Genomic DNA, 20,643 nt, shown 5'->3' on the forward strand with positions numbered 1-20,643 from the left:
CGATGCCGACCACCACATCCGCCCCGGTCGAGAACGCCACCACGGCGACCTCGGCCGGGGCGTCCCCCCGCCGCCAGACCTGGCGTGACCGGCTCTCCAGGTGGGACCTGAAGCTCTCGCCGTACCTCTACATCGCGCCGTTCTTCCTGGTCTTCGCCATCATCGGGCTCTACCCGATGCTCTACACCGGCTACCTGTCCTTCTTCTCCTGGCCCGCCTACGGGTCCGAGGTCGGTCCGTGGGTCGGCTGGGACAACTACGCCCACGTCCTCGGTGACTCGGTCTTCCGCAAGGCCTTCTGGAACACCATGGGGATCTTCCTGCTCTCCTCGGTGCCGCAGATCATCGTGGCGACGATCCTCGCCGCCCTGCTCGACACCCGGCTCCGGGGCCGCACGCTGTGGCGGATGAGCATCCTGCTTCCCTTCGTGGTCGCACCTGCTGCGTCCGCGATGATCTTCGGCGCGATCTTCGCCGACGGCACCGGCCTCATCAACCAGACGCTCGACGGCTTCGGCCTCTCGAAGGTGCCGTGGCACGCCGACCGGTTCGCGAGCTGGACCGCGATCGCGACCATGGTCAACTGGCGCTGGACCGGCTACAACGCGCTGATCATCCTCGCCGCCATGCAGGCGATCCCGCGGGACCTCTACGAGGCGGCCGACATCGACGGCGCCTCCAAGGTGAAGCAGTTCTTCCACGTCACCCTGCCCTCGATCCGACCGACGATGATCTTCGTCATCGTCACCTCGACCATCGGTGGCCTGCAGATCTTCACCGAGCCCCGGATCTTCGACACCAACCTGCGCTTCCAGGGCGGCTCCGACTTCCAGTACACGACCTTGACGATGTACGTCTTCAACACCGCCCAGACCACGACCAACCCGTATCCACGTGCGGCCGCCGCCGCCTGGGTGCTCTTCCTCATCATCGTGGGGATCGCGCTGATCAACTTCCTGGTCACCCGGGCCGTCCAACGTAGGAGCCTTCGATGACACGACGACCTGGATTCCTCGTTTATGGCCTGCTCGTGGCGTTCCTGCTGGGCTCGGCGTTCCCGCTGTACTGGTCCTTCGTCATCGGCTCGGTGACCCGGCAGCGGGCGATCCAAGCACCACCGCCGCTGATCCCGGGAGGGCACTTCTTCGACAACGCCGCCCGAGTCCTCGACCGGATCGACTTCTGGTCGGCGCTGCTCAACTCGATCATCGTCTCCGGGATCTCGGCGGTCTCGGTCGTGCTCTTCTCGACCCTGGCCGGCTACTCCTTCGCCAAGCTCCGCTTCCGCGGTTCCCAGGTGGGCATGATCTTCGTCGTCGCCACCATGGCGGTGCCGACCCAGCTGGCCCTGGTGCCGATGCTCAAACAGTTCTCCAACCTCGGCCTCACCGGCACCCTGCCCGCCGTGATCCTGCCGTGGATGGTGACCGCGTTCGGTGTCTTCTTCATGAGGCAGTACCTCGTCGACGCGATCCCCGACGAGCTCATCGACGCGGCCCGCGTCGACGGCGCGTCCATGATCCGTACGTTCTGGACCGTCGCCATCCCAGCGGCGAGACCGGCCATGGCGATCCTGGCTCTGTTCACCTTCATGCAGGTGTGGACCGACTTCATGTGGCCGCTGATCGTGCTGCAGGGCTCGGACGTGCAGACCCTCCAGACCGCGCTCGACGCACTCAAGGTCGCACCCGGTCAGGGACATGCCGACATGGCCCTGGTCCAGGCCGGAACGATCCTCGCGACCGTGCCCCTACTTCTGTTGTTCATCGCGACCGGACGCCACCTGGTGTCCGGCATCATGCAAGGAGCCGTCAAAGGATGACCACCTCGACCCATCAGGGCCGCACTTTCCCCGAGAACTTCCTCTGGGGTGCTGCCACCGCGTCCTACCAGATCGAGGGAGCCGTCGACGAGGACGGGCGCACGCCCAGCAACTGGGACACCTTCGCCAAGGTTCCCGGGGCTGTCCTGGGCGGCGACACCGGCGAGGTGGCCTGCGACCACTACCACCGGGTCCCCGAGGACGTCGCGCTGATGAAGCGCCTCAACCTGGCCTCGTACCGGTTCTCGACGGCGTGGCCGCGGATCCGGCCTGACGGCGGGAAGGTCAACCAGGCTGGGCTCGACTTCTACAGCCGCCTGGTGGACGAGCTCCTCGAGGCCGAGATCGCGCCGTGGATCACGCTCTACCACTGGGACCTGCCGCAGGCGCTGGAGGACCAGGGCGGCTGGACCAGCCGCGACACCGCCTACCGGTTCGTGGAGTACGCCACCACCGTCTACGACGAGCTCTCCGACCGCGTCGACAACTGGACGACGCTGAACGAGCCGTGGTGCTCGGCGTTCCTCGGCTACTCCGGTGGCCAGCACGCGCCGGGTCGCCAGGAGGGTGTGGCCGGCATCGTCGCGGCTCATCACCTCATGCTCGGGCACGGCCTCGTGATCAACGAGCTGCGCAGCCGCGGCGCGACGCCGGAGAACGGCAAGCACCTCGGCATCACCCTCAACCCGACGGTCGTCGACCCCTACGACGCCGACCGTCCCGAGGACGTCGACATGACCCGGCGGATCGACGGTCTGCACAACCGGGTGTTCTTCGAGCCGCTGTTCCGAGGCAAGTACGCCGACGACCTGGCCGCGGACACCGAGGGGCTCACCTTCCAGGGCCGGCCGTGGCAGGACTGGGTGCTGGAGGGTGACCTCGAGGTCATCTCCGCGCCGATCGACGTGCTCGGGATCAACTTCTACTTCGGCAACGCCATCGCGGCGAAGCCGTTCGAGATCGACCCCGACCAGGTGCTGGGCAGCAGGCTCGTGCACTCCGACCTGCCGCGGGGCAACCCCTACCCCGGCGCCGAGTTCGTCACCCCGCGCACCGGCCGCCCCACCACCGACCGCGACTGGGAGATCGACCCGGTCTGGCTGACCCGGCTGCTGACCCGGCTCAGCGACGAGTACGGCGCCCCGCCCGTCTACATCACCGAGAACGGCGCTTACTACGATGATGTGGTGGAGGATGGCGCCGTGCACGACACCGCCCGACTCGACTACATCGACACGCACCTGCGCGCGACCCTCGACGCGATGGAACAGGGCGCGGACGTGCGGGGCTACTTCGCCTGGTCGCTGCTCGACAACTTCGAGTGGAGCTACGGCTACAGGCACCGGTTCGGGATCGTGCACGTGGACTTCGAGACCCAGGTGCGTACGCCGAAGGACAGCGGTCTCTGGTTCGCCGACGTCGCCGCCAACAACCGGGTTCCGGCGCGCGCGTGAACATGCCCACGCTCGACGAGGTCGCCCGGCTGGCTGGTGTCAGCCGGGCGACCGCGTCGCGCGCGATCAACGGTGGCTCGCGCGTCTCCGCGAAGGCCGCCGAGGCGGTCGCCGAGGCCGTGCAGACGCTGGGCTACGTCCCCAACCCGGCTGCCCGCTCCCTGGTGACCCGGCGGACCGAGACGGTCGCGATGGTCGTGCCTGAATCGGACGAACGCGTCTTCGCCGACCCGTTCTTCGCCCGCACCCTGCACGTGGTGACCCAAGCACTCGCCCAGCGCGACCTGCAGGTCGTGCTGTTGATCGCCCAGCCGGGTCAGGAGATGCAGCGGACGCTGCGCTATCTGCGTGGCGGGCACGTCGACGGCGCCATCGTCGTCTCCCACCACCGCAACGATGCGCTCGCCGACCACCTCGCGGTCATCGGGCTGCCGGCCTCGTTCATCGGCCGGCCGTTGGCCGGCGCGGAGAAGGTCTTCTACACCGACCCCGACAACGTCGCCGGCGCTCGCGAGGTCACCAACATCCTGATCGAACGCGGCTGCCGCCGCGTCGGCACCATCACCGGGCCCGCCGACATGAGCGCCGGCATCGACCGGGCCGTCGGCTGGCGGGCCGCTCTCGACGCTGCCGGGCTCGCCACCGACGTACTCATCGAGGGCGACTTCACCGAGGACGGCGGCGAAGCCGCCTGCGAGATCCTGCTGCGTGACCATCCGGACATCGACGGTCTGATGGTCGCCTCCGACCTGATGGCCGCGGGCGCGCTCCGCGCGCTCGGCCGGGCCGGCCGACGCGTCCCCGACGACATCGCGGTCGTCGGCTACGACGACCTCGGCATCGCGGAGCGCACCACTCCCCCGCTCACCACGGTCAAGAACCCGATAGGAGACATGGCGAGAGAGGCCGTCCGGCTCCTCCTCGCCCAGCTCGACGGCACCACCACCCACCCGCGGCGGGTCGTCTTCGCTCCCGAGCTGGTGCGGCGTACGTCTGCGTGACCTGACCGAGGCGCCACTCGCCGGCCGCATATCGGAGTACGGACTCCTCCCGGGCATGCCTGGGTCCGGACTGTTAACGTCCTGACGCGATGCCACATCGCAATTCGACTGGCAGCGTGCCCCGCCAGGAGTCGGCTACCCGAGTCGACTTCCGCTCACCGGACCTCGAGGACGGTCGGCACATGTGGCGGATGGCACGGGAATCTCGGGTACTCGATGTCAACACCTCGTACGCCTACCTGCTGTGGGCACGCGACTTCGCGGCGACATCGCTCGTCGCGACCGTCGATGACGACCCAGGAGGATTCGTCACCGGCTACCGGCGCCCGGACGAGCCGGAGAGTTTGATGATCTGGCAGGTCGCCGTCGACGAGCGACACCGCGGCCAGGGCCTGGCCCGCCGCATGCTCGACGAGCTCGTCGACCGCCTCTCCGGTGACCAGGGCGTACGCCACCTGGAGACGACCATCACCGCGGACAACAGCGCCTCCATCGCGCTGTTCACCTCGTTCGCGAACGCACGCAGCGCCCCGATCGAGCGCACGCCGCTCTTCGAGGCCGCGATGTTCCCGGACGGGCACGACGCGGAGCTGTTGTTCCGCATCGGTCCGTTCTGACCGCACGATCCGACCGCACGATCCGACCGACCGCATCCTGGTCCGCCGGGCATTGTGCCCGCGTTCTCGGGATCGACGACACACGGAGGTGTCATCCATGACGACGACCACCGAACCCACGAATACCGACACGCCTCAGACCGGCGGCGGCACCGCGATCTTCGACTCCCTGGAGTCGCAGGTCCGCAGCTACTGCCGCAGCTGGCCTGCCGTGATGACCCACTCCCAAGGCTCCACCCTCACCAGCGAGGACGGGCGCGAGTTCCTGGACTTCTTCGCCGGCGCCGGCGCGCTCAACTACGGCCACAACAACCCCGTGCTGCTGGAGCCGCTGCTCGACTACCTGCGCGAGGGCCGCATCCTGCACTCGCTGGACATGCACACCGGCGCGAAGCGGGACTTCCTGCAGGCGTTCTCGGACCTGATCCTCGAGCCGCGCAACCTCGACTACAAGGTGATGTTCCCCGGGCCCACCGGGACCAACTCCGTCGAGGCCGCTCTCAAGCTGGCCCGCAAGGTGACCGGACGCCAGCACGTGCTGTCCTTCACCAACGCGTTCCACGGGATGACGCTGGGTTCGCTGGCGGTGACCGGCAACTCGATGAAGCGCAAGGGCGCGGGCATCCCGCTGACCAACAGCTCGAAGATCCCCTACGACGACTACTTCAACGGTGTCGTCGACGACTTCATGTGGCTGGAGCGGGTGCTCCAGGACAGCGGCTCCGGCGTCGACAAGCCGGCCGCGATCATCGTGGAGTCCGTCCAGGGCGAGGGCGGTCTCAACGCCGCCCGCCTGGAGTGGCTCAAGGCGCTCTCGGACCTGTGCCGTGAGTACGACATCATCTTGATCGTCGACGACGTGCAGGCCGGCTGCGGGCGTACCGGCACCTTCTTCAGCTTCGAGGAGGCCGGGTTCTCCCCCGATATCGTCTGCCTGTCGAAGTCGATCTCCGGCTTCGGCCTGCCGATGGCGCTGACCCTGATCCGGCCCGAGCTCGACCAGTTCGAGCCCGGCGAGCACAACGGCACCTTCCGCGGGCACAACCTCGCCTTCGTCACCGGCCGGGCAGCGTTGGAGAGGTACTGGGCCGACGACTCCTTCCAGAAGGAGGTCCAGGCGAAGGCCGTCGAGCTGCGCGAGGGACTGACGAAGATCGCCGAGCGGTACGAGGGTGCGGCCGTCCGCGGTCGCGGCCTGCTGACCGGCATCGCCTTCCCCGACACCAGCGCGGCCGGGAAGATCGCGACCGCGGCGTACGAGCAGGGTCTGCTGGTCGAGACCTCCGGCCCCGAGGACGAGGTTCTCAAGACGATGCCGCCGCTGACCATCACCTCCGAGGAGCTCGCCCGCGGTCTCGCCATCCTCGAGGAGGCCACCGCAGCCGTCCTCGGTGACGGCAACCCGGCCTGACCACCCAGATACCGAAACGAGGGAACATGCGCGTCACCTACCTGGAAGATCTCGCCGACACCGACCGCGACGTACGCGTCGAGTCCGAGAACGGCAACTGGCGCAGCCGCCGGATCGTCCTGGCCCGCGAGGGGGTCGGCTTCTCCTTCCACGAGACCAACATCCCCGCCGGGACGACGAACGAGTTCTGGTACGCCAACCACATCGAGTGCGTCTACTGCGTCGGCGGAGAGGGCGAGCTCCTCGACCGCGAGACGGGAGAGACGTACGAGATCCGCGACGGGATGTGCTACCTGCTCGACAAGCACGACAGGCACACCGTCACCGCCAAGACAGACCTGCGTCTGATCTGCACCTTCAACCCGCCGGTCACCGGCCGCGAGGTGCACGACGAGAACGGCGTCTACCCGCTCCTCACCGAGCCCGACGCCACGACCGGCAACACGACCGGCAACACGACAGAGGAGGCAACTGCATGACCGCTGCGACCGAACACGTCGAGGACGTGTATCCCACCCGCCTCGAGGAGGGCTTCAGCTCGCTCCCACGCCTGGACCCGGTCGTCTGGGGCACGACGGCCGACGGGCCGATGGACCAGCAGACGCTCGACTCCTTCGACGAGCGCGGCTATCTGAGCGTCCCCGACCTCATCACGCCTGAGGAGGTCGAGGAGCTGCGCGCCGAGCTGCGCCGGCTCAGCGACGACCCGGAGACCCGGGCCGACGAGCGCACCATCATCGAACCCGCCTCGCAGGAGGTGCGCTCGATCTTCGAGGTGCACAGGACCAGCGACGTCGTCGCCCGGCTGGCGGCCGACCCGCGCGTGGTCGGCCGGGCCCGGCAGATCCTCGGCTCGGAGGTCTACATCCACCAGAGCCGGATCAACGCCAAGCCCGGCTTCGGCGGCGGTGACTTCTACTGGCACTCCGACTTCGAGACCTGGCACGCCGAGGACGGCCTGCCACGGATGCGGACCGTCAGCATCTCCATCTCGCTGACGGACAACCACTCCTACAACGGGCCGCTGATGATCATGCCCGGCACGCACAAGACGTACGTCTCGTGCGGGGGCGCCACTCCCGAGGACAACTACAAGTCCTCGCTGGTGATGCAGGGCGCCGGGACTCCGGACCAGGAGACACTCACGAAGATGGCCGATACCCACGGGATCGACGTGCTAGCCGGCGCTGCCGGCAGTGCGATCATGTTCGACTGCAACTGCATGCACGGGTCCAACGGCAACATCACGCCGTACCCCCGCTCGAACGTCTTCCTGGTGTTCAACAGCGTGGAGAACACCGCGGTCGAGCCGTTCTCGGCCCCGAGGCCGCGGCCAACGTTCATCGGGGCGCGCGACTTCACTCCGGTGGGCTGACCGCACCGCCGCCCGGCCGCCGGCCCCCTCGGGGCCGGCGGCCAGGCGCATCCTCACGGCGGATCTGGTGCTGCGTACGTCTGGGTGGTCCGGGTCGGCATACTCTGACCCCATGACACGCACCCGCGCCTTCTCGGGCGCCATGACCGGCGCGGCACTGCTCGCCCTGTCGCTCTCCCTGACGGCCTGCGGCTCGAGCAAGGACTACGTCCAGGAGAAGACGGTCGAGCGGATCGCGACCGAGCAGCTCACCAACGCCATCGGTGTCACCCCCGAGGACCTCGACTGCCCCGGCGACCTCGAGGGCAAGGTCGGCACCGAGATGACCTGCGTCCTCACCTCCGACGGCGAGAAGTACGACGCGATCATCACCGTCGACAACGTCGACGGTGAGCGGGTCCGCTTCAAGATCGACGTGCCGCCCAACGCCGCGGAGTGATCCCACAGAGCCCCCTGAGCAGATAACCTGTTGAGTCGTGTCCCCTCATACGAGGCCTTTCTTCGACCATGTCGCGCGCGTGTGCGACGGAACGCCCTACAAGGCGACCGAGACCGCGCGTGGGTTCGACATGGCGCTCGACCTGACCAACAACCGCTGGCACTCCAAGTTCCAGGAAGCCAAGCTGAGCTGGGTCTTCACCTACCACGTGACGATGCCGACGCGGAAGTCCTACGCGATCATCGAGGACACCAGCAGCGTCGTCTGGTTCGCCGATGAGCCGCACACCCAGAAGACCGGCGTACGCCGCATCGAGGCCGATGACGAGCAGACCGACCAGGGCGTGTGGACCGTGCACGACCCCGAGGCGGTCCCCGACCTGGACCAGTACCGCTTCGACGCCGAGGAGGGGCGCACGCTGATCACCAGCGTCGCCCGGCTCTACGCGCTCCAGCAGCGCGGCGCCCGACACGAGGGGACGGCGTTCTCCCTCGCGGTCGGTCTGGTCGTCACGCTGTCGGTGATCGCGACCGTCATCGGAGTCGCGGTGATCCTCAACCTGCTCGGCACCTTCGGCACGCCGTCGTAACCACATCGCACACACTTTGTGTGATGCTGACCGCCATGGACCCCATCCGTGAGGCGCAACGACAGTGGATCGCGCACGGCTGGGCAGATGCCGCCGACGGGATGGCGCTGGTGACGTCGCTCGTCCGCGTCCACCAGCTCGTCATGGAGCGCATCGACTCCGCACTGCGCCCCCATGACCTCTCCTTCGCCCGCTACGAGGTGCTCCGCCTCCTCTCCTTCACCCGAGACGGCCAGCTCCCGATGGCCAAGCTCGGCTCCCGCCTCCAGGTCCACCCCGCCTCCGTGACCAGCGCCGTCGCCCGGCTGGAGAAGCAGGGCTTCGTACGCCGCAGCCGCACCGCCGACGACGGTCGAGTCGTCCTCGCCGCCATCTCCGACGCCGGCCGCGAGGCGGTCGAGGCGGCCACGGTCTCGCTCAACTCCGAGGTCTTCGAGAAGCCGGGGATCGAGGACGTACCCGGCCTGACCGGGCTGCTCACCGAGCTGCGGGCGGCCGCCGGCGACTCGGTCGGCTGAGCTCCCGCGCTGCGGGGTAGACGTCGCGTACTGGCGCGTATGTGGCGGACGACCTATCCTGGAAATACTTGGACGTCCAACTATTCCCTGGGAGCACCGCCCATGTCCGACCTCCACATCCCCCAGAACCACGTTCGGATCGTGACCGCGAGCAGCCTCTTCGACGGTCACGACGCGGCGATCAACATCATGCGCCGGATCCTCCAGGCCCAGGGGTGCGAGGTGATCCACCTCGGCCACAACCGCTCGGTGACCGAGATCGCCGACGCGGCCGTCCAGGAGGACGCCCACTGTGTCGCGGTCTCCTCCTACCAGGGCGGCCACGTGGAGTTCTTCGAGTATCTGGTCACCGCGCTCAAGGACCGGGGCGCCGGTCACATCAAGGTCGTGGGCGGTGGCGGCGGCGTCATCGTGCCCTACGAGATCGAGCGGCTCGCCAACTCCGGCGTCAAGATCTTCTCCCCCGAGGACGGCCAGCGCTTGGGGCTCCCGGGGATGATCAACACGGTCGTGCGCGACATCGACCGCGACCTGTGGCCCACCTTCAACGTCACCCCCGACGGCGTGATCGCGGGCTACGGGCTCGCCATCGGCCGCATGATCACCGGCGCCGAGCAGGGTCGGTTGCCCGAAGACTTCCTGGCGCGCCTGCGGGCGGCAGACCAGGCGGTCGTGCTCGGCGTCACCGGCACCGGCGGCTCCGGAAAGTCCTCTCTCACCGACGAGCTGGTCCGACGCCTGCGCATCGACCAGGAGGACAAGATCCGCATCGGCGTGCTCGCCATCGACCCGACCCGCAGGCGCGGTGGCGGCGCGCTGCTGGGCGACCGAATCCGGATGAACTCGCTCGCCGCCATCAGCGACGGCGGCTCGACGACGTACTACCGGTCCCTGGCTACCCGCGGCAGCCACGAGGTGCCCGAGCACTTCACCGACGTGCTCGCCGTGATGAAGGCGGCCGTGGACCTCGTCATCGTCGAGACGCCGGGCATCGGCCAGGGCGACACCGGGATCAGCGACTTCGTCGACGTCTCGCTCTACGTGATGACGCCCGAGTTCGGCGCCGCCTCGCAGCTGGAGAAGATCGACATGCTCGACTTCGCCGACGTCGTGGCGATCAACAAGTTCGAGCGGCGTGGAGCCAAGGATGCGCTGCGTGACGTCTCCCGGCAGCTCGTCCGCAACCGGGAGGCGTTCACCTCCTCCCCCGACGACATGCCGGTCTTCGGCACCTCGGCCGCCGCCTTCGACGACGACGGCGTCACCGCGCTCTACCAGCACCTGCGCGGGCTGCTCTCCGACGCGGGGCTCGCGGTCGGCGAGGGCGTCCTCCCCCGCGTCTCGACCCGGCACTCGACCGGCCTCCACCCGATCATCCCCGAGAAGCGGGTGCGCTACCTGGCCGACATCGCCGGCGACGTACGCGACTACCACGCCCGCACCGTGGAGCTCGTGGCCGCGGCGCGGAAGGAGCAGGCCTACGAGATCGTGGCCGAGGACCACCCCGAGCTCGAGGCTCCCGCCTCCGACCTCCCCGACGACCTGCGCGAGCAGCTCTCGTCGTGGGAGCAGACCAAGGAGACGTACGCCGCCGACGAGGGTGGCCGGACGTCGCTGTCGGGCAACTACATCCCGCGGGTGGCGACCCCCCGCTACACCGACCGCGGCGAGCTGACCCGGTTCCTGCGCAACGAGAATCTCCCCGGGGTCTTCCCGTTCACCGCGGGCGTCTTCCCCTACAAGCGGGCCAACGAGGACCCGGCACGGATGTTCGCCGGCGAGGGTGACCCGTTCCGCACCAACCGCCGCTTCAAGCTGCTCTCCGAGGGCCAGCCGGCGACCCGGCTGAGCACCGCGTTCGACTCGGTGACGCTCTACGGCCGCGACCCCGACGTACGCCCCGACATCTACGGCAAGGTCGGCACCTCCGGTGTCTCGGTGGCCACGCTCGACGACATGAAGGCGCTCTACGACGGCTTCGACCTGCTGGCCCCGACGACCTCGGTGTCGATGACGATCAACGGCCCCGCTCCGACGATCCTGGCGTTCTTCCTCAACACCGTGATCGACCAGGCACGCGAGCGTGGCGTGGACCCGGCGAAGGCGCTGCAGACGGTACGCGGCACGGTGCAGGCCGACATCCTCAAGGAGGACCAGGGCCAGAACACCTGCCTGTTCTCCACGGAGTTCTCGCTGCGCTGCATGGCCGACATCCAGGAGTGGTTCATCGAGAACGGCGTACGCAACTTCTACTCCGTCTCGATCTCCGGCTATCACATCGCCGAGGCCGGGGCGAACCCCATCTCCCAGCTCGCCTTCACGCTGGCCAACGGCTTCACCTACGTCGAGTCCTACCTGGCCCGCGGGATGGACATCGACGACTTCGCGCCCAACCTGTCCTTCTTCTTCTCCAACGGGATGGACCCGGAGTACTCGGTCATCGGGCGAGTCGCCCGGCGCATCTGGGCGGTCGCGATGCGGGACCGCTACGGCGCCTCGGAGCGCTCGCAGAAGCTGAAGTACCACATCCAGACCTCGGGCCGGTCCCTGCACGCGCAGGAGATGGACTTCAACGACATCCGCACCACCCTGCAGGCGCTGATCGCGATCTACGACAACGCCCAGTCGCTGCACACCAACGCCTTCGACGAGGCCGTCACGACCCCGTCCGAGGAGTCGGTGCGGCGCGCGCTCGCGATCCAGCTGATCATCAACCGCGAGTGGGGCATGGCGTTCAACGAGAACCCGCTCCAGGGCTCCTACATCATCGACCAGCTCACCGACCTCGTCGAGGAGGCCGTGCTCAAGGAGTTCGACCGGATCTCGGAGCGTGGCGGCGTGCTCGGCGCGATGGAGACCGGCTACCAGCGCGGCAAGATCCAGGACGAGTCGATGCTCTACGAGCACCGCAAGCACGACGGCACGCTGCCGATCGTCGGGGTGAACACGTTCGTCCGGGACACGAACGGCGAGCCGGCCGGCCCCGTCGAGCTCGCCCGGGCGACCGAGTCGGAGAAGAAGTCGCAGCTCGACCGCGTCCACGCCTTCCAGGCTGCCCACGCCAACGAGGCCGAGGCAGCCATCGCCCGCCTCAAGCAGGCCGCCACCTCCGAGGAGAACGTCTTCGCCGCGCTCATGGACGCTGCTCGGGTCTGCTCGCTCGGGCAGGTCACCGAGGCGTTCTTCGAGGTCGGCGGGCAGTACCGCAGGAACGTATGACCAACCCCGCTGATCGAGCCGCCGCGCTGGTCGAGCCGGATTCGTGAGGTACGAACGAATCCGTGTCGAGACCAACACAGCCCTTCTCGCGCGACGAGGGGACCGTGTTGGTCTCGACACGCCTCCGCCTAGCGGCTCCGGCGGCTCGACCAGCGGAGGAGCCAGCGGCTCGACCAGCGGAGGAGAGACATGGACGACCTAGGCACTCCGTACGACGGCCCGCGCCCCGCGACGCGGGTGGTCTCGCTCGTCCCGTCGCTGACGGAAGCCCTCGTCTCGGTCGCGGCGGACCGGGTCGTCGGCGCCACGGACTGGTGCACGCATCCGGCGGACCTCGACGTTCCTCGCGTACGCGGGACCAAGAACCCCGATCTGGCCGCGATCGCGACGCTGGCGCCGGACGTCGTGGTGGCCAACAAGGAGGAGAACCGGGAGCTCGACGTGCGCCGGCTGCGAGAGCGGGGCGTACGGGTCTGGGTCACGGACATCGAGACGGTCCCGGACGCCATCGGCGCGATGGAGCGGCTCCTCGACGGGCTCGGCTGGGACCGCCCGGACTGGCTCGTGGAGGCCCGCCGGCTCTGGTGCGGGCCGCTCCCCCGGGTCACCCGGCGGGTCGCGGTGCCGATCTGGCGCGACCCGTGGATGGTGGTCGGCTCACGGACCTTCACCGGCGACCTGCTGCGGCGCCTGGGCTGGGAGAACGTCTTCGACACCACCGCGCTCAACCCGTCCGAGGACCGCTATCCGCACGTCGAGCTGACCGAGATCGACGGAGCCGGAGCGGACGTCGTGCTGCTGCCCGACGAGCCGTACGTCTTCACGGCCGAGGACGGCCCGGAGGCCTTCACCCACACCCCGACCGAGCTGGTCAGCGGCCGGCTGATCACCTGGTACGGCCCGAGCCTCGTCGAGGCTCACCTGCTCCATCGCTCGGTCTGAGTGAGCCGGAACAGCAGGACCAGCGGAGGTCCGACCACGACCCCCGCGATCGCGACGGCCACCAGCAGCGCCCTCAGGGTCGCGTCGGCGCCGCCCGCATCGGCGAGAAGGACCTCGTCGACCAGGAGCCACGGATACTGGCCGACTCCCCAGCCGGAGATCACGGTGGCCACCGCGATCAGGGCCGGAAGCCGGGCGAGCGCAAAACGGTCCGTCCAGACCAGCCACAAGGTGGCGACGCCGGCCAGGAACGAGCAGATGATCAGCGGCGCTGCCTGTCGCTCCAACCCGTCGGCCAACGTCGGGGCGTCGATCTGGATCGGGATCAACGCGATGAAGACGACCAGTCCGGTGGCGAGCCCGACGCCGAGGGTCCGGGTCCGCAGGGTCGAGGCCAGATCGGGCTTCCCGGCACGTACGGCATCGGCACAGAGGAACACGCCGGCCAGGAAGGCACAGGTGCCGACGGCGATGATCCCTCCGAAGACCGAGGTGGGGTTCACCCACGACGACCAGCGATCGCCGTATCCCTCGGCAGGCACTCGGCCCGAGGCGATCGCGCCGGCGACGGTCCCCAGGAAGAACGGCGTGATGATCGAGGAGACCGCGAAGACGACCCCGAACGTACGAGCCTGCGACAGCGTCGCGGAGTACTTCCGGAAGGCGAACGACGCTCCGCGCAGCACGATGCCGAGCAGCGCCAGCAGCAACGGCACGATCAACGTCGTCATCACGGCGGCGAACGACTCCGGGAACGCGGTCCACCACACGACCAGGCAGTAGATCAGCCAGACATGGTTCACCTCCCACACCGGGCCGATGCTGTGATCGACCAGCGTGCGAACCTCTGCACCCCGCCGCGCTCCACCGGCAGTGAGGTCGAAGAAGCCCGACCCGAAGTCGGCTCCGCCGAAGAGCGCGTACGCCAGGACCCCGACGAACAACGCAGCGGCGACCGCCACCTCCAGACTCATCAGCGGCCGTCCTCGGCGAGCGCGGCCGGGCCGTACGGGCTGGGGAGCTCCTCACCGTCCTCGCGCCACCGCCGCGCCATCGAGCGCAGCACCAGGACGGCGCCGATCGTCAGCAGCGTGTAGACCACCAGCGTCGTGCCGAAGACCCACCACAGACCGGGGTTGTCCCCGGCCGCGTCGACGGTGCGCATGACGTCGTAGACGACCCACGGCTGGCGGCCGACCTCGGTGGCGACCCAACCGGACTCGAGCGCGATCACGGCCAGCGGCCCCGCGGCGACCGCGAACCAGCAGAACCAACGGGTGTCGAGCAGGTCGCGGCCGCGCCAGCGCAGCAGCCAGTAGACGATGACGGCCAGCATCAGCAGTGATCCGATGCCGACCATGGTCTGGAACGCGATGTGGGTGATGTTGACCGGCGGGAGGTCGGAGGCCGGGAACGTGTCCAGACCGCGTACGGGCAGGTCGAAGCTTCCGCGGGCGATGAAGGAGCCCCAGTTGGGGATCTCGATGAAGTAGCGCGGCTCGCCGTCGATCATCAGTCCACCCAGGCGCAGCGGCGCCGGCTGCTCGGTGGTGTCGGCGAGCTCGAAGGCGGCCAGCTTCGCCGGCTGGGTCTCGCCCAGGCGGATGCCGAGGATGTGTCCGACGACCGGCTGGAGCACCGCCGCGACCGAACCGAAGACGAACGGCACGGTGAAGCCGAGCCGATGATGGCGGTCGCGCCGCCCTCTGAGGATGCCGGCGGCGTACACCGCGGCGATCACGAAGCCCGCCACCATGAAAGCCGCCAGCCACATGTGCAGGAACTGCAGCAGCGCGCCCTCGTTGAACATCGCCTTCCAGGGCTCGACGTCGACCACGTCTCCGGAGGCCGTGATGCGGAAGCCGGTGGGCATGTTCATCCAGGCGTTGACCGAGATCACGCAGAAGGTGCCGAAGATCCCGGCCGCCGCCATCGGCACCAGGCAGAGGAGGTGCAGGCGCGGCGACATCCGTCCCCAGCCGTACAGGTAGAGGCCGAGGAAGATCGCCTCGGTGAAGAACGAGAGGCCCTCGAACGCGAACGGCAGTCCGAGGACGTCGCCGAACTTGCCCATCAGTCCCGGCCAGAGCAGCCCCATCTCGAAGCTGAGCACCGTGCCGGAGACCGCGCCGATCGCGAAGAGCACCGCCGAGACCTTCGCCCACCGCTTCGCCAGGACGAGTGCGACCTCGTTGCCGCGAAGACCGAGGAGGTGGACGACGAAGATCATGGTCGGGAAGGCGACGCCGAAGCAGGCCAGGATGATGTGCCAGCCGAGCGAGAAGGCCATCTGCTGGCGCGCCGGCAGGAGCCCCGCAGGCTCCTCGGTGGCGAGCGCAAGCGCTTCGGCGATCACGGTTCGAGACTACGCACACCGCGGGCCACCTTGCCACCTGAAACGCGGCAGCCGGGCCTGATGACAGGCGAAGACTCAGTCGCGCGAGGTCAGAACGGCCAGGTCGCGCACGGCATAGCGGTGGTGCTCGGCCTCCTCGGCGAGCACGACCTTGAGACAGCGGCGTACGTCGTAGTCGGCCTCGGGGTCGTTGCCGACCGGCTTGCGGGCGCAGAGCCGGTCGAGGTCCGCATCGGTGACTCCCGCGACGAACGCGCGCATCGTGTCCATCCGGGCGAGGCGGGGCGCCAGGATCTCGTCGAGCGAGGGGTCGGCGTCGACGGTGAGCCCCGAGCCCGCCTCATCCGCGCCCGCGGGCCCGTAGCCGAGCGGGTGGTAGGGATCGTCCTCCTCGAGGACCGGGTTGCCGAGCCACTTGTCGCTGGCGTAGAGCAGATGGCGCAAGGTCTCGATGAACGACCACTCATCGTCGACCCGCTCATGGAGCAGCTCCTCCGGCAGCGCGCGGATACGCTCCGTCGTCGCCGACCATGTCGACTCGATGGCCGCCCAGGCCGCGCGGATCTCGTCCGCGGTCCGGGCCTCGCGGGCCAGCACCCGGTCGGGCGCCGCGCGATCGAGCTCGGCCGCGACGTACGCCGTCACGTCGACGTCGTTGACCACGATCCGCCCGAAGTCGCCGGCGAGATAGACGTCGCGGCCGAAGCAGTCGACGATCTTCAGCCGCTCCTCGAACCAGCAGTCCCGGATCTCCAGACCGCTGAGATCGCTCTGCCGGATCAGCGCGTCCCGGAACCGGTCGCTGTCGACGTACGTCTTCTGCTCGGAAGTCATACGCCATCGTCTGCCCGCCCGGCGCACCCGTCAACGGAGTAAAGGCCAACGGGTAACGGTCAGCGGAAGACGGGCTTCTCCTTGGCCAGGAACGCGCGAACGCCCTCCTTGAAGTCCTCGCCCGTGTAGACCTCGCGCAGCAGGTCCTCGTCACCCTTCGGCGAGGCCTCGGTGCGGGCGGCGAAGTCGGCGAGCTGGCTCTTGGTGGCCCGGACCGTGACGCCGGACAGCGGCAGGATCCCCTCGACCAGGGCGTCGACCTCGTCGGCCAGCGAGTCGGTGACCGCGGTCAGCGCGCCGGTCGCATAGGCGCGGTCGGCGCCGACCAGCCGCGCGGCGAGGAGCATCTCGCGCACGACCGGCTCGCCGAAGACGGCGGCGGCACGGTAGACGATGGAGGCCGCGAGCGCGTTGCCGAGGGTCTTCGCGATCGGGTAGCCGAAGCGCGAGTGCGGCGTCGCGACCCGCAGGTCGCAGTGGGTCGCGACCGCGAGACCGCCGCCGACGCAGACCCCGTCGACCGCGGCGATGGTGACCTGCGGAAGGGCGAACAGCTTCTCGAGCAGCGCGCGGATCCAGTCCTCGTAGTCCACCGCATCGCGGGAGAGGAAGTCGGAGATCTCGTTGCCGGCGGCGAACGCCCGTCCGCCGGTGCCGGTCAGGACCAGCACCTTCACCGACTCGTCCGACGCGAGCTCGTCGCACAGAGCGTGCAGCTCGCCGTACATCTCGTACGTGAAGGCGTTGTGCTTCTGCGGCCGGTTGAAGGTCACCTGTACGACGCCGGGGCGCCGCTCCACTATCAAGTCCTCGCTCACGGGAACCGAGCGTAGGGCACCCCGCGGGATGCCCTACGCCCGTGTTCATCAGATGTGCGGCTTCACCTGGTCGGTGTAGATCTTCTCCAGCGCCGTCTTGAGGCTGTCCATCTCGGCCTGGACGTCCTTGTTCTCGGTGAGGATCGCGGCCATGTGGTTGGCCATCTCCAGGTCGCCACCGGGCAGGAAGACGCGGGCGTAGTCCTGCGAGCGGGTGTTGGCGAGCTGGTCGATCGCGACCTGCGCCTGCGGGGTCTTCTTCACGATCGCGGCCGGGTCGGCGGACTTGCGGATCGGCACGTAACCGGTCGCCTCGGAGAACTTGATCGCCTGCTCGGGCTCGGTGAGGAACTTGATGAACGTTCCCGCCGCGAGCTGCCGCTCCGGGCTGATGTCCTTCGGGATGCCGACGCCCGAGCCACCGGTCGGGCAGATCCGCTCGCTCTCCACCGGCCCGGCGGGCAGCGGGGCGACGCCGACGTCGAACTTCGCCGAGGTGATCGCGTTGATGAGGTCCCCGGTCGAGCCCACGGTGGCGCTGGCGACGCCCGCCGCGAAGTCCTGGATCTGGTCGACCCCGGCCACGCCGGCGACCTTGTCCTTGTAGACCCAGTCCTTGAGGAAGGAGAGCGCCTCGACCGACTCGGCCGAGCTGCAGGTGATGTCGAAGGACTCCTCCTTCGACCAGCCGCTATCCCAGCCCCACAGGTTGTTCTGCAGGGTCCAGCCGGCGTAGCCCGCCAGGGCCGGGAGCTGGAAGGCGAACTTCGCGCCGCTGCTCTCGGCGAGCTTGGTCGTCCACTCGCCGAACTCCTCCCAGCTCTGCGGTCCCTGGTCGGAGAGCCCGGCCTTCTTCCAGTGGTCCAGGTTGTAGTAGAAGAGCGGTGTCGAGCGAGCCCACGGCACCGCCCAGTGGGCGTCGTCGTAGAGGTAGTCGCTCAGCAGCGAGTCGACGTAGTCGTCGGTGTCGAACTCGAGCGCCTCGAAGAGGGAGTCGAGCGGGATGATCTGGTCGTTCATCTTGTAGCGGAACCACCACACGTCCGACAGGTTGATGATGTCGGGCAGGTTGCCGCCGGTCTGCGCCGTCTGGAACTTCTGCGCGATCTCCTCGTAGTCGGCGCCGGCCGTGACCAGCTTGACCGTGATGTCGGACTGCGAGGAGTTGAAGGCGTCGACGATCTCGGTGCTGACCTTGATCGAGTCACCTGGGTTGGAGGTCCAGAAGGTGATCTCCTTGGCCGGCTTCACACCACTGAAGTCGATCTGCTCGACGGTGCTGCCGCTGTTGCCGCCGCCGCTGGTCGACGGACCGCCGCCGCAGGCGGAGAGTGCCGCCGCGGAGATGCCCAGGGCGCTGAGGCCGAGGAACCGTCGCCGATCCAGGATCAGACCCGAGCGATGCAGGTTGGACGAGTTGTTCATGGAGCATCCCTTCCCTGTCATGGCGGACGTCAGCCTTTGACGCCGCCTTGGGTGAAGCCGTTGACGATGTGGCGCTGCAGGATCGCGAAGACGGCGAGGATCGGCAGCAGCACCATCACGGTGCCGGCCATCAGCACCCCGAACGAGCTGGCCGCGGACTCGCTGTTCTGCAGCAGCGTCAGACCGCGGGGCAGCGTCATCATCTCCGGATCGGTGATGATGATCAGCGGCCACAGATAGTCGTTCCACTCGTAGACCACGGCGACCAGAGCGACGGTCGCGATCGACGGCAGCGACATCGGCACCACGCAGTGCCACAAGCGCCGCCAGTGGCCGGCGCCGTCGAGGTGAGCCGCCTCGATCACCTCGTAGGGCAGCTGCATGAATGACTGGCGCAGCAGGAACGTACCGAAGCCGGTGCCGAGGCCAGGCAGGATGAGGCCCCAGTAGGTGTTCTCGCCGCCGAGGCTGCTGATGAAGACGAAGTTGGGGAGGGCGGTGACCTGCGGCGGCACCATCATCGTGGCGAGCACGCCCCAGAAGACGTACTTCTTGCCGGGGAACTCGCAGAAGACCAAGCCGTACGCCGTCAGGATCGCCAGCAGCACCTTCAGCCCGGCGCCGACGACCGTGACGATGCTGGAGTTGAGGAAGAGTCGCCCGAAGGAGACCTTCTGCGCGGCCTCGGAGTAGTTCTCCGGCTTCCAGACCTCGGGGAAGACGACCAGGTCTGTCGTCGCCAGATCGCCGGGACCCTTGAAGGACGCCAAGAACATGTAGCCGAGCGGCAGCACGACGACGAGGACTGCGAGCAGCAGGATCAGGTAGTCGCGTACGGTCAGCGGCGTCAGCCGCACCCTGCGCGAAGGAGCAGTCGCGCTCATCGGTAGTGCACCCGCCTCTCGACGACGATCAGCTGGACGAGCGTGAGCACGACGAGGATCGCGAAGAGCACCGTCGAGAGCATCGCGGAGTAGCCCGCCTGGCTCTGCTCCTTGAAGCCCGTGAGATAGGCGTCGAAGATCAGGGTGCGGGCGCCACGGCCGAGCTTGTCCATCGCGATCAGGAGGTCGAAGGCCTGCAGGCTGCTGAGGATCGTGGTGACCATCAGGAAGAACGTGGTCGGCGACAGCAGCGGAAGGGTCACCGTGAAGAACCGCCTCACCGGCCCGGCGCCGTCGAGATCGGCCGCCTCCAGCAGCTCACCCGGAACGGCCTGCAGCCCGGCGAGGTAGACGACCGCGGCGTAGCCGAGGTTCTTCCAGACATAGACGATGATCACCATCGTCAGCGTCCACGGAGGCGAGTTGATCCACTCCGGGCTGTTCAGGCCGACATCGCGCAGGACCGCGGAGAGCGCGCCGATGTTGGGGTCGAAGATGTAGAGCCAGGCGAGCCCGACTCCATAGCCGGAGAGGATGTACGGCGCGAAGACCGTCGCCTGTGCGAAACCCGCACCCGGGAGCCTGCGGTTGAGCGCCAGCGCGACGCCGAGGCCGAGCACGAGGGTGAGCCCGACGGTCGCGACGGTGAAGATCGCCGTCGTGGTCAGCACCTTGCTCGCCTCACCGGAGGCGAAGAAGTCGCGGTAGTTGCCAAGGCCGACCGGCGTGGCGAACTTCGAGCCCAACGTCCAGTTGAGGGTGGAGTAGTAGATGTTCTGGAAGAGCGGCCGATAGATGAAGACCGCGATCAGCGCGACGTTGGGCAGCACGAACGCCAGAAAGGTCAACCACTCCCGTACGCGTCTTCCCGAGAGTGCCTGACGCGGTCGTTTCGCTGTGACTGCCGTCATACTTGGCACGATCGGTGAGTCAAGCCGC

General features: G+C 68.3%; 20 protein-coding genes. 13 read left to right on the forward strand and 7 right to left on the reverse strand.

Going from position 1 to position 20,643, the window contains the following annotated elements:
* Positions 1-2: 2 nt before the first annotated feature.
* The 13 genes from BJ988_RS20810 (at position 3) to BJ988_RS20870 (ending at position 13,387) form a co-directional block, all read left to right on the forward strand.
* On the forward strand, positions 3-995 hold the full coding sequence (locus BJ988_RS20810; protein WP_179659818.1) for a carbohydrate ABC transporter permease: 993 nt from the start codon (positions 3-5) through the stop codon (positions 993-995).
* Positions 992-1,822 (forward strand): carbohydrate ABC transporter permease, encoded by an 831-nt coding sequence (locus BJ988_RS20815; RefSeq protein ID WP_179659819.1) that lies wholly within the window; start codon positions 992-994, stop codon positions 1,820-1,822. The genes BJ988_RS20810 and BJ988_RS20815 overlap by 4 nt, the downstream gene beginning before the upstream one ends.
* Complete coding sequence (locus BJ988_RS20820) at positions 1,819-3,276, forward strand: glycoside hydrolase family 1 protein (protein ID WP_179659820.1); 1,458 nt, start codon at positions 1,819-1,821, stop codon at positions 3,274-3,276. The genes BJ988_RS20815 and BJ988_RS20820 overlap by 4 nt, the downstream gene beginning before the upstream one ends.
* A gap of 2 nt (positions 3,277-3,278) precedes the next feature.
* The gene (locus BJ988_RS20825; protein ID WP_179661613.1) at positions 3,279-4,277 is read left to right on the forward strand and encodes a LacI family DNA-binding transcriptional regulator; all 999 of its coding nucleotides are present in this window, start codon (positions 3,279-3,281) and stop codon (positions 4,275-4,277) included.
* A gap of 116 nt (positions 4,278-4,393) precedes the next feature.
* A complete protein-coding gene (gene ectA / locus BJ988_RS20830; RefSeq protein ID WP_218861008.1) occupies positions 4,394-4,894 on the forward strand; it encodes a diaminobutyrate acetyltransferase in 501 nt (166 codons plus the stop codon).
* 97 nt (positions 4,895-4,991) lie between these two features.
* The gene (gene ectB / locus BJ988_RS20835; RefSeq protein ID WP_179659822.1) at positions 4,992-6,305 is read left to right on the forward strand and encodes a diaminobutyrate--2-oxoglutarate transaminase; all 1,314 of its coding nucleotides are present in this window, start codon (positions 4,992-4,994) and stop codon (positions 6,303-6,305) included.
* Positions 6,306-6,331: 26 nt separating this feature from the next.
* Complete coding sequence (locus BJ988_RS20840; RefSeq protein ID WP_179659823.1) at positions 6,332-6,784, forward strand: ectoine synthase; 453 nt, start codon at positions 6,332-6,334, stop codon at positions 6,782-6,784.
* Positions 6,781-7,680, forward strand: a complete 900-nt coding sequence (gene thpD / locus BJ988_RS20845; protein ID WP_179659824.1) for an ectoine hydroxylase — start codon at positions 6,781-6,783, stop codon at positions 7,678-7,680. Before BJ988_RS20840 ends, thpD begins: the two co-directional genes overlap by 4 nt.
* A gap of 112 nt (positions 7,681-7,792) precedes the next feature.
* Positions 7,793-8,119, forward strand: a complete 327-nt coding sequence (locus tag BJ988_RS20850) for a DUF4333 domain-containing protein (RefSeq protein ID WP_179659825.1) — start codon at positions 7,793-7,795, stop codon at positions 8,117-8,119.
* 79 nt (positions 8,120-8,198) lie between these two features.
* Complete coding sequence (locus tag BJ988_RS20855; protein ID WP_179659826.1) at positions 8,199-8,708, forward strand: hypothetical protein; 510 nt, start codon at positions 8,199-8,201, stop codon at positions 8,706-8,708.
* A 23-nt stretch (positions 8,709-8,731) separates the two neighbouring features.
* Positions 8,732-9,226: a MarR family winged helix-turn-helix transcriptional regulator gene (locus BJ988_RS20860; protein ID WP_246321541.1), complete on the forward strand. Its 495-nt coding sequence runs from the start codon at positions 8,732-8,734 to the stop codon at positions 9,224-9,226.
* 102 nt (positions 9,227-9,328) lie between these two features.
* The gene (gene icmF, locus BJ988_RS20865; protein WP_179659827.1) at positions 9,329-12,445 is read left to right on the forward strand and encodes a fused isobutyryl-CoA mutase/GTPase IcmF; all 3,117 of its coding nucleotides are present in this window, start codon (positions 9,329-9,331) and stop codon (positions 12,443-12,445) included.
* A gap of 189 nt (positions 12,446-12,634) precedes the next feature.
* The gene (locus BJ988_RS20870; RefSeq protein ID WP_179659828.1) at positions 12,635-13,387 is read left to right on the forward strand and encodes a helical backbone metal receptor; all 753 of its coding nucleotides are present in this window, start codon (positions 12,635-12,637) and stop codon (positions 13,385-13,387) included.
* On the opposite strand, the gene BJ988_RS20875 is transcribed toward BJ988_RS20870, so the two are convergent.
* The 7 genes from BJ988_RS20875 to BJ988_RS20905 form a co-directional block, all read right to left on the reverse strand.
* Entirely contained in the window at positions 13,363-14,361 is a 999-nt protein-coding gene (locus BJ988_RS20875; RefSeq protein WP_179659829.1) for a cytochrome d ubiquinol oxidase subunit II, read from the reverse strand. The genes BJ988_RS20870 and BJ988_RS20875 overlap by 25 nt on opposite strands.
* A complete protein-coding gene (locus BJ988_RS20880) occupies positions 14,361-15,743 on the reverse strand; it encodes a cytochrome ubiquinol oxidase subunit I (protein WP_179659830.1) in 1,383 nt (460 codons plus the stop codon). The genes BJ988_RS20875 and BJ988_RS20880 overlap by 1 nt, the downstream gene beginning before the upstream one ends.
* Positions 15,744-15,818: 75 nt before the next feature.
* Positions 15,819-16,577 carry a DinB family protein gene (locus BJ988_RS20885; protein WP_179659831.1) on the reverse strand — a complete coding sequence of 253 codons (759 nt, stop codon included), beginning with the start codon at positions 16,575-16,577 and terminating at the stop codon, positions 15,819-15,821.
* 59 nt (positions 16,578-16,636) lie between these two features.
* Entirely contained in the window at positions 16,637-17,395 is a 759-nt protein-coding gene (locus BJ988_RS20890) for an enoyl-CoA hydratase-related protein (RefSeq protein WP_179659832.1), read from the reverse strand.
* A gap of 48 nt (positions 17,396-17,443) precedes the next feature.
* The gene (locus BJ988_RS20895) at positions 17,444-18,820 is read right to left on the reverse strand and encodes an ABC transporter substrate-binding protein (protein WP_179659833.1); all 1,377 of its coding nucleotides are present in this window, start codon (positions 18,818-18,820) and stop codon (positions 17,444-17,446) included.
* Between the two features lie 29 nt (positions 18,821-18,849).
* On the reverse strand, positions 18,850-19,704 hold the full coding sequence (locus tag BJ988_RS20900) for a carbohydrate ABC transporter permease (protein ID WP_179659834.1): 855 nt from the start codon (positions 19,702-19,704) through the stop codon (positions 18,850-18,852).
* Positions 19,701-20,615 (reverse strand): carbohydrate ABC transporter permease, encoded by a 915-nt coding sequence (locus BJ988_RS20905; protein ID WP_179659835.1) that lies wholly within the window; start codon positions 20,613-20,615, stop codon positions 19,701-19,703. Before BJ988_RS20905 ends, BJ988_RS20900 begins: the two co-directional genes overlap by 4 nt.
* Positions 20,616-20,643: the final 28 nt, after the last annotated feature.

The organism is Nocardioides panzhihuensis, assembly GCF_013408335.1.
GTDB lineage: Bacteria > Actinomycetota > Actinomycetes > Propionibacteriales > Nocardioidaceae > Nocardioides > Nocardioides panzhihuensis.